The sequence below is a fragment of the Immundisolibacter sp. genome (assembly GCF_041625615.1).
Lineage (GTDB): Bacteria > Pseudomonadota > Gammaproteobacteria > Immundisolibacterales > Immundisolibacteraceae > Immundisolibacter.
Window position 1 is genome coordinate 1 of sequence record NZ_JBFJTF010000098.1, and the last position, 8938, is coordinate 8938.

Annotated in this window: 8 protein-coding genes; 3 read left to right on the top strand and 5 right to left on the bottom strand. The window is 72.2% G+C overall.

Features of this window, described 5'->3' with window-relative positions:
- The first annotated feature begins 61 nt into the window (after positions 1 to 61).
- The 3 genes from ABYX71_RS08505 (at position 62) to ABYX71_RS08515 (ending at position 3155) form a co-directional block, all read left to right on the top strand.
- The gene (locus tag ABYX71_RS08505) at positions 62 to 481 is read left to right on the top strand and encodes a thioesterase family protein (RefSeq protein ID WP_372696068.1); all 420 of its coding nucleotides are present in this window, start codon (positions 62 to 64) and stop codon (positions 479 to 481) included.
- Positions 482 to 620: 139 nt separating this feature from the next.
- A complete protein-coding gene (locus ABYX71_RS08510; RefSeq protein ID WP_372696069.1) occupies positions 621 to 2012 on the top strand; it encodes a short-chain fatty acid transporter in 1392 nt (463 codons plus the stop codon).
- A 162-nt stretch (positions 2013 to 2174) separates the two neighbouring features.
- On the top strand, positions 2175 to 3155 hold the full coding sequence (locus ABYX71_RS08515) for a VOC family protein (RefSeq protein ID WP_372696070.1): 981 nt from the start codon (positions 2175 to 2177) through the stop codon (positions 3153 to 3155).
- Between the two features lie 6 nt (positions 3156 to 3161).
- On the opposite strand, the gene ABYX71_RS08520 is transcribed toward ABYX71_RS08515, so the two are convergent.
- The 5 genes from ABYX71_RS08520 to ABYX71_RS08540 all read right to left on the bottom strand — a co-directional run.
- Positions 3162 to 4361 carry a glycosyltransferase gene (locus ABYX71_RS08520; RefSeq protein WP_372696071.1) on the bottom strand — a complete coding sequence of 400 codons (1200 nt, stop codon included), beginning with the start codon at positions 4359 to 4361 and terminating at the stop codon, positions 3162 to 3164.
- Positions 4358 to 5497 carry a glycosyltransferase gene (locus ABYX71_RS08525; protein ID WP_372696072.1) on the bottom strand — a complete coding sequence of 380 codons (1140 nt, stop codon included), beginning with the start codon at positions 5495 to 5497 and terminating at the stop codon, positions 4358 to 4360. Before ABYX71_RS08525 ends, ABYX71_RS08520 begins: the two co-directional genes overlap by 4 nt.
- Before the next feature lie 4 nt (positions 5498 to 5501).
- Positions 5502 to 6692: a glycosyltransferase gene (locus tag ABYX71_RS08530; RefSeq protein ID WP_372696073.1), complete on the bottom strand. Its 1191-nt coding sequence runs from the start codon at positions 6690 to 6692 to the stop codon at positions 5502 to 5504.
- On the bottom strand, positions 6689 to 7405 hold the full coding sequence (locus ABYX71_RS08535; RefSeq protein WP_372696074.1) for a hypothetical protein: 717 nt from the start codon (positions 7403 to 7405) through the stop codon (positions 6689 to 6691). The genes ABYX71_RS08530 and ABYX71_RS08535 overlap by 4 nt, the downstream gene beginning before the upstream one ends.
- A gap of 5 nt (positions 7406 to 7410) precedes the next feature.
- Positions 7411 to 8938, bottom strand: a 1528-nt coding sequence (locus ABYX71_RS08540) for an ELM1/GtrOC1 family putative glycosyltransferase (RefSeq protein ID WP_372696075.1), incomplete at its 5' end; no start/stop codon positions are given.

Consider the following 8938-nt stretch of genomic DNA (forward strand, 5'->3'; position numbering starts at 1 on the left):
CCGCCCGCCGGCACGCCGACCACCCTCATCGACGCCCTGGCGCGTTTTGGCGAGTAAGACCATGAAGGACAGCCTCAAACCCGGCCTCGAACACCAGTTCCAGTTCACCGTCAGCGACGCCAAGACGGTGCCCAACATCTACCCCGAGGCGGCCGACTTCCAGGCCATGCCGCGGGTGTTCGCCACCGGCTTCATGGTGGCGCTGCTGGAGTGGGCCTGCGTGGACGCCATCAAGCCGCACCTCGACTGGCCGGCCGAGCAGAGCGTCGGCACGCACATCAACGTGTCGCACCTGGCGGCCACGCCGCCGGGCCTCACGGTGACGGTGCAGGTACGGCTCGACGAGATGGACGGCAAGCGCCTGAAGTTCGCCGTCAGTGCCCACGACGGCGTGGACCTGATCGCCGAGGGCACGCACGAGCGCTTCGTCATCGACGCCGAGAAGTTCAACGCCCGCCTGCACAAAAAGATGCCGGCCTGAGCGTGACCCCGTGCAAAGCGCTTGGGGCAGGAGGCCCCAGCGCGCCCGGGGGTGAGAGCCCCCGGTGGGTCGCGCCTGCGGCGTGGCGCGCTTGAAAAGGGCGCGGATGCCCTTTTCAAACAGAACAAGAGGAGCAGAAATGGCACTGCTGGACGCCTTCAGCCGGGCCGGCAACGCCGCCTCGGCGGTGGCCGAGCGCTACATCCCCGATGCCTGGGTGGTGTGCATGGTGCTCACTGCCATCGCCCTGGTGCTGGCGGTGATCGGTGCCGACGCGGCCCCGACGGAAGCCGTCACCGCCTGGGGCAACGGCATGTGGGGGCTGCTGCAGATCACCATGCAGTTCTCCATATCGGTGTTCGCCGCCTATGCCTGCGTCATGTCGCGGCCGGGTTTCTGGCTGTTCGACCGCCTGGCGCGCCTGCCCAATCCGGACAAGCCGGTGCAGGCGGTGCTGCTGCTGGCGGTGACCACCACCGTCACCGGCCTGCTGAACTGGGCGCTGTGTTTCGTGATGAGCGCACTGCTGATCCCGTTCGTGGCGCGCCGCAACCCGAAGGCCGACATCCGCGTGCTGTGCGCGGCAGCCTTCATGGGCGTGGGCACGGTCACCAACGCGGCGCTGTCCGGCTCGGCGGCACTGATCATGGCCACGCCGGACAACCCGATGATCAATCCGGCCGTCGGCGGCCCCATCGTCGACCGCCTGTATCCGGTCACCGAAACCGTGTTCGCCCACTTCAACCTGCTGCTGCTGGTACTGCTGTCGGTGGTGAGCATCGGCGCCATCTGCGCCCTGCACCCGCGCGGCAACACGCCGGTGGTGACCTTCGATCCACAGCGGCTGGACGCCATCATGCCGCAGCCGCCAAGCGTCGAGCCGGAGCAGCCGACGCCGGCCAGCTGGCTCGAGAACCGCCGTTTCTGGTGTTACCTGGCCGGCGGCATGGTGCTGTTCACGCTGGGCTACAACATGGCCACCCAGGGCTTCGCCCGGGCCTGGAACATCAACGCCTACAACGCCGTGTTCCTGGGACTGGCGCTGCTGCTGCACGGCAACCCGCTGTCGTTCGTGCAGGCGGTGCGCCGCGGCCTCGATTCGGCCTATGGCGTGGTGCTGCAGTTTCCGTTCTATGGCGGCATCTTCGGCCTGATGACCGGCACCGATCTCGGCCAGTGGCTGAGCGACCTGTTCGTACGCTTCTCCAGCCAGGAACTGTTCCCGCTGGTGGTCTATGTCTACTCGGGCATCATGGATTTCTTCGTGCCGTCGGCCGGCTCGAAGTGGATCATCGAGGCGCCCTACGTCATCCCGGCGGCGCGCGAACTGGGCGTGTCGGTCACCACCACCCTGATCGCCTACATGCACGGTGGCTCGCTGACCAACCTGGTGCATCCGTACATGGCCATTCCCATCGTCGCCATCACCGGCGTGCGCTTTGGCCGCTTTGCCGGCTACTCGTTCATGGTGGGAGTACCGATCGGCCTGATGATGATGATCGCCATGCTGTTCATTCCGCCGAATCTGTGAATTGGACGTCCGGACAAGTCCATCCAGGACTTCCCGGGACCACGGAAACCGAAATCGGGATGCCCGGTTTCCTTCATGGGTGGCCGACCCGGCGGCCCATGAAGGCACCTCCCCGTGCCGTGGTGCTCACCACCCTCAGCTTGAACCCTCCAGGAGGTCACCATGCCGCTGCCCGTTACCGCCATTGCCCGGGTCGGCGTGCTCACGCGCGACTGCCGCGCCGCCGCCGCCGAGTACGCGCGCTTTTTCGGCATCAATGACTGGCGCGTCGCCGACTGCAGCGGACGCACCGGGGACGACCACGACTACAGCCACCGACAGGCTGTCGGCTACGGCAACGGCGTCGGCATCGAACTCATCGAACCGAAATCGGGGGTGTGGGCGGACGCCCTCGAGCGCTGCGGCGAGGGACCCAGCCACGTGGTGATCCCGGCCCCGCACTGGGCGGCGGTGACACAGGCACAGACGGCAGCGGGCATGACCACCCTGGCCGAACACGACGAACACGGCGGCCGGCGCCGGCTGCTGGACAGCCGCGCGGCGCTCGGTGGCCTGGGCCTGGTGTTCGCCGACGCCGACGCGCTGATTGCCCCCGGCGAGCCGCTGTACCTGCCCGGCGATGCCATCCTGCCGGTGCAGAAGCTCTACCAGGTATCGATGATGGTCCGCGACCTGGACGCCGCCAAGGCGCGCTTTCGCGCCCTGCTCGGGGTCGAGGCCTGGGTCGACATCGGCATCGACAGTTCCCAGATGCCGGACTGCCGGTACTACGGCCAGCCGGTGGAACACACCGCCCGCCTGTCCATCGGCCGTCGCGGCAGCGCCTGCTTCGAGCTGGTCGAGCCGCTCGACGGGCCCACCATCTACCGCGATGCGCTCGACCGGCGCGGCGAGTGCGTGCACCACATCATGGTCACGCTGGCGCCGCCGCCGGATTTCGAGCGCGCCGCGCAGGCCCTGTCCGAGCGCGGCATCGTGGTCGGCCAGTCGGCCAGCATCCCGGGCCTGATGGCCTTCGCCTACTTCGACGGCGGGCAGCCGCTGTGCGGCCTGTTCGTGGAGGTCATCCAGCCGCTGGCCGACAACTGGCTCGACCTGATGTTCCCGAGCCCGGACATCGCCCGCATCGTGGTCGGCGACTGAAGCCGCCTAAGCGTCCGCAGGCAGCAGCAGCGCCAGGTAGGCATCGGCCGCGCGGTCGGCGCTGAACAGGCTGCCGCGGGCCCGCAGCGCCACGCGGTCGACCGGCGCATCCAGCGTCGCCGCCAGTGCCGCCGCCAGGGCGTCGGCATCGCCCACCGGCGTCAGGCGGCCGTAGCGGCCGCCGTCCAGGATCTCCCGCGGCCCGGACGGGCAGTCGGTGCTGACCACCGGACAGCCGCAGGCCAGCGCCTCGGCCAGCACGTTGCCGAAGCCCTCGGAGCGCGATGTCAGCGCCAGCACCGCGGCACGCGCCATGGCGGCCATCGGGTTGGCGCAAAAGCCCGGCATGGCCACCGCGTCGCCGATGCCGAGCCTGTCAGCCAGCGCCTGCAGTTCGGCCCGCTGCGGCCCCTCGCCCAGGACCAGCAGCCGCACCGGACGCTGGCGACGCAGCCGGGCGAACGCGCGCAGCAGCGTCGGGTAGTCCTTGTCGCGGTGCAGGCGGCCGACCGCCAGCAGCACCGGCGCGCCGCCGTCTTCGAGCCACGGGTGGGGCGCCGGCTGCGCCGCCCGCCCGGCGAACGCGGCATCCACCACCGCGTTGTAGATGACCGTGACCCGCGCGCGGTCCAGCCCGATCAGCGCGGCCAGATCATCCGCCACGCCGCCGGACACGGTGACGATGGCGTCGGCCTCGGGATAGAACCGGGCCGCCAGGCGCGGCAGGGCGCTGCGCTTGGCCGGCCGGTCGGCAGTGGCGATGGCCGACAGCTGCACCCGTTCGCTGACCACCAGGCGCAGCGGCACCCCGGCCCGGCGCCGCGCCCACAACGCCATCAGGTTGACCGGCGTCTTGGCCGACAGCAGCGCCGCCGGACGTTCGGCCTGCAGGTACCGCACCAGCGCCGGCAGGTGGCGCAGCGCGCGCGAGGCGTGCAGCGCCAGCAGCACCGGGCGCAGCAGGGCCGGCCAGGCGCGCCCGGCCGCCCGCAGCGCAGCCAGCCGCCCGCGCACGGTGCCGGCGTCGGCCAGCGGCACCACACGCACGCCGGGCGGCACGGCGTCGCGCAGTTCCCCCCGCGGGCGGCAGACCAGCAGGTCCACGGCAAACCCGCGCCTGGCCAACTCGCCTGCCAGGCGCACCGTCGCCCGTTCCACACCTCCGGCGGACAGCGACAGCAGCAGCAGCGCCAGGCGCGGTCTCACGCGCGCCCCAGCAGCAGGTTGAGATACGGCGGCGCCACCGCGGCTGCGCTGAAGTCGAGTCCGCGCCGCTCCAGCGCCTGACGATCGACATCGGCGGCAAGCGCCGTCTCGATCGCCGCCGTCAGCGCGTCGACGTCGCCCACCGGCACCAGGCCGCCCCAGCGGCCGTTGTCCAGGATCTCCGCCGGCCCCGACGGGCAATCGGTGCTGACCACCGGACAGCCGCAGGCGAGTGCCTCGATCAGCACCGTCGGCAGGCCTTCCCATGCCGACGACAGCACGAACAGCCGTGCCCGGCGCAGATAGGCCAGCGGGTTCGGCACGAAACCGGCAAGGCGCACGTCGGCGGCAATGCCAAGCTCGCGCGCCAGTGCCTCCAGCGCCGGACGCTGGTTGCCCTCGCCAAGAATCAGCAGCCGCGCCGGATGCCGGGCCCGCAGCCTGGCAAAGGCCCGCAGCAGGGTCACCTGATCCTTCTGCACCCGCAGCTGCGCCACGTTGATGAGCACCGGCGGCGCACCGGCCACGAACCAGGGGTCATCCAGCGGCGCGTCACGGGCCGCCAGCAGCGCCGGCGTGATGACCGGGTTGTAGATGGTGCGCACGGCGGCGGGCGGCAGCGGAAACCGGCCCAGCAGGTCCTGGCGCACGCCCTCGGACACGGCGACGACGGCATCGGCACGCGGGTACAGACGCGCCATCAGCCGGGGCAGCAGGTAGCGGCGCTTGCGTTCGGCGGCCCCGGCGGTGGAGGCACCGACATGGATGTGCTCGGACACCACCACGCGGGTCGCGCCAGCGGCCACACGGCGCCCCAGCAGCGACACCACATTCGGCCACTCGCCACCGCTGAGCAGGGCAACCGGGCGCTCGCGCCGCAGATAGGCCACCAGCGCCGGCAGCGCCAGCGGCACGAACCAGCGCTTGTGCCGCCGCACACCGGGCAGCCTGGCCAGGCGCGGCGCCAGTTCGAGCAGCTGCACGCCGTGCGGCAGGCCCTCGGCGGGCGGCTGTCCACGCGGCGCCAGCAGATCGACGCGATGGCCGGCTGCGGCAAACTCCGCCGCCAGGTTCAGCATCAGGCGCTGAATCGCCCCGCGCGGCCAGGACGAGACCAGGATGGCGATCCGGGCCAAGGGTTCAGCCTGCCGCCTGCCGGAAAGCGGCAGCCTCGTCCCCCAGCAGCAGATCCAGATACGCATCCACTGCCCGCGGCACGGAAAACTGCGCCGCGCGCGCGCGCTGGCGCTGAGGGTCGGGCGGCGTGTCCAGCGCCGCCAGCATGGCCTCGGCCAGCGCCGGCGCCTCGCCGACCGGCACCAGGCGGCCGAAGCGGCCCTGATCGAGGATCTCCGCCGGCCCGGACGGGCAGTCGGTGCTGACGATGCGGCAACCGCAGGCCAGCGCCTGGATCAGCGCGCCCGGCAGGCCCTCGTAGCGGGACGACATGACGTACAGATCGGCCCGCGCCAGCGCGCAGAACGGGTTCTCGGCATAACCGGGCATGGCCACCGCCGTGCCCAGCCCGAGCTCGGCCACCTGCGCCTCGAGCGCCGGGCGCAGACGGCCCTCGCCGAGGATCAGCAGCCGGGCCGGGCGTTGCTGCCGCACGCGGGCAAACGCCCGCAGCAGCGTGGCAAAGTCCTTCTGCGCCGCCAGCCGGCCCACGGCCACGATCACCGGCGCGCCGCCGTCTTCCAGCCACGGGTGCGCCGCCGGCTCGGCGGCGCGACGGGCGATGAAGTCCAGATCGGTCGGGTTGTAGACGGTCTGCACGCGTTCGCGCGGCAGCCGGGCAACCGTGGCCAGATCGTCCGCCACACCGTCCGAGACCGCCACGATGGCGTCGGCGCGCGGGTAGTAGCGGCGCGTCATCCAGGCCAGCAGGGGACGGCGTCGCAGCAGCGGCAGGCTGCTGTTGGTGATGGCCACCGACAGCTGCGTGCGCTGGCTGATGACCAGCCGGGTGCCGGTGCCGGCCAGCTCGCGCCCCCACAGGGCACCCAGGTTCACGTAATGCGAGGCGCTCAGCAACGCCGCCGGACGCTCGCGGCGCAGGTAGCCGGCAATGGCGGGCGCCATCAGCAGCGCCTTGCGTCGCTTGCGGGCGCGAATCACCGGCGCCCGCAGCCACCAGCGCGACAGGTTCACCAGGCGCACGTTCGCCGGCACCTGGTCGCGGAACGGCCCTCGGTCGTCCGGCACCAGCAGGTCCACCGCCAGACCGCGCGCGGCCAGCCCGCCGGCCAGGGTCAGCATGGTGCGCTGCACCCCGCCCAGGCCCAGGCCCGAGATCAGCAGGGCCAGGCGCGGTGTCGGGGCGGTGTTCAATAGCCGCGCTGCCGCGTCAGGCGCCGCCACCAGGCGCCGGCGCCGCCGGCCTCGATGACCAGGATGAACACCTTGCGCAGCGCCTGCGGCGGGCAGCGAATGTCGCGCACCGCATGCCAGGAATGATCGGTACGGGCAAACAGCAGGCTGCGGTTGCCGATGGCCTCGCTGGCCGTGACACGCCGGAATTCGTCCAGCGACGGCGCCGAGTCGGGCTTCAGCGGCCCGCCGGCGTCGAGAATCAGCGTCTCGCCGCCCCAGGACGGATCCCAGTCCTTTTCGGTGTTGAAGTAGAAGATGTGCGAGCCGAGCTTGCGCTTGGCATCACAGTGCGGCGACACCGAGCAGCCATCGGGCGTGTAGTGCCAGTGGCAGGACAGGCTCACGCTGCGCACGCCGAGCATGCGCTGCAGGAAGGCTGTGTAGTGGGGACCGTTCAGTTCCTCGACAAACTCGTGCCAGGGGGCGTCCAGTGGCAGGTCCGGCCGGTATTCGAGCGCGTAGCGGTCGTGACTTTGCTGGCCGTGCTTGCGCGCCACGCCGAAATGCGTGTCGAACATCTGGACGTCCGGCAGCGTCTCGTACAGCGTGGCGAACGCCTCGGCGGTCAGCAGACCCTCCGGATTGAGCCAGGGGAACGGCCGACGGTTCTGGAAATACGCCGCATCGAGCGCATCCAGCCGCGCCGGGTCCAGGTAACGCAGTTCGGACATGGTGACTAGAGCTTCTGTTCGGCGGTGAGCAGGTCGCGCACCCGCGTGGCGGCATCGGCCAGCGCGCGCGCCTGGCGGTCGGGATCGAGCTGGGCCGGCGCCGGGTCGGCCGGCAGGTCGGGCAGGCCAAGCGCCTTCTGCACGGCGCTCACGTCACGTTCGCGGCTCACCACGCCGGCCGCCAGCAGGCGGTCGTAGCTGCGGCCCAGGCGGTTTTGCTGACGCGCCGTGCCACGGCTGCCGGCGGCGCGCTCGACCAGCCCCAGACGCCGTTCCAGCGCCCGCTGCAGACGCGCCACGACACCGCGACGATGCGCCGGCGCGAACACGGCAACCGGTTTGCCGCTGGCCGCGGCCTCGGCCAGCATGGAGGCGCTGTCGCCGGTGACGACAAACTGATCGGCCAGCGCCAACAGCGCGCGATACGGATTGTCCGCCTGCCCGGGCGCGTAGCGGTGCTGGAAGGCGCGATCGCCGAGCGCCGCGAACAGGGCCTCGGCCGCCGCGGGCGTGGTACGTGGACCGGTGGTGGCCAGCACGCTGCCGCCAAGGCGCGCGGCCAGTGCGCCGGCCGCCTCGCCCAGCCGGCGGGCCTGGTCGGCATCCAGGCAATAGGGCGCGCGGTCCCCCCCCACCAGCAGCGCAATCCACGGCCGCGGCAACGCCGCCCAGCGCGCGCGCCAGGCATCGAGCGTCGCCGCTTCGGGCGCCGACCCGGTCGCCGGCGGCGCCGGCAGGTGCAGCACGTTGCCACGCACCGGCAGGCCGTACTGCGGCGTGGTCAGGACCAGATCGAACGCCGACAGCGGTGCCCGCGGCCGACCGAGCACCACGGTGCGGGTGCGTCCACCGCTGCGCCGCGCGATCCAGCGCGCCACGCTGGCGCTGCGCCGGCCGGCGGCGATCACCAGATCCGGCCACGGCGGCGCCAGCGCGGGCTCGCTGGCGGTGAGCCCGACCGGCCGGGCGCCCTTCAGCCAGCCCGGCAGACGCGACAGCGGCGAGAAACGCAGGCGCCGTGTCTGTGCCGGCCAGCCGACGGCCCCGGCCAGGGCGTCGATCTGCGCGTTGTCGCCGGCGTGCCTGCCGTGCAGCAGCCACACCACCGGTGAGGTGTCCGTGCCCGCCGCCGCCTGCCAGCCGCGGCTACGCCGGCCGCCGGCGTCGAGCACGTCCAGACGCCAGGCACGCCCCGGATGCCGCCGCGCGGCGGTGCGCAGGCGCGCCCGCCACCAGGCCTCGGTGTCCGCCGGCGGTTCGGCCGCGGCCGGCGCCACGGCCAGGTAGACCGCCGTGCCGGCGGCCGCGAACAGGGCGTCGACCAGCCACGGCAGGTCGTCGGCCGGGCACCGTTCCAGGTGCGCGGCGGCCACCAGGTCGCCACTGGCACCGGCCAGGCGGTGGGCACGACGGGCGATCTCGGGGTAGTCCAGCGTCCGCTGCGCCTCGAGCAGGCCGTCGCCCTGCTGCTGCAAGTTGTCCTGCAGCAGTTGCAACAGCCGCGCAAGCTTGCCGACACCCAGCGCTTCGCCG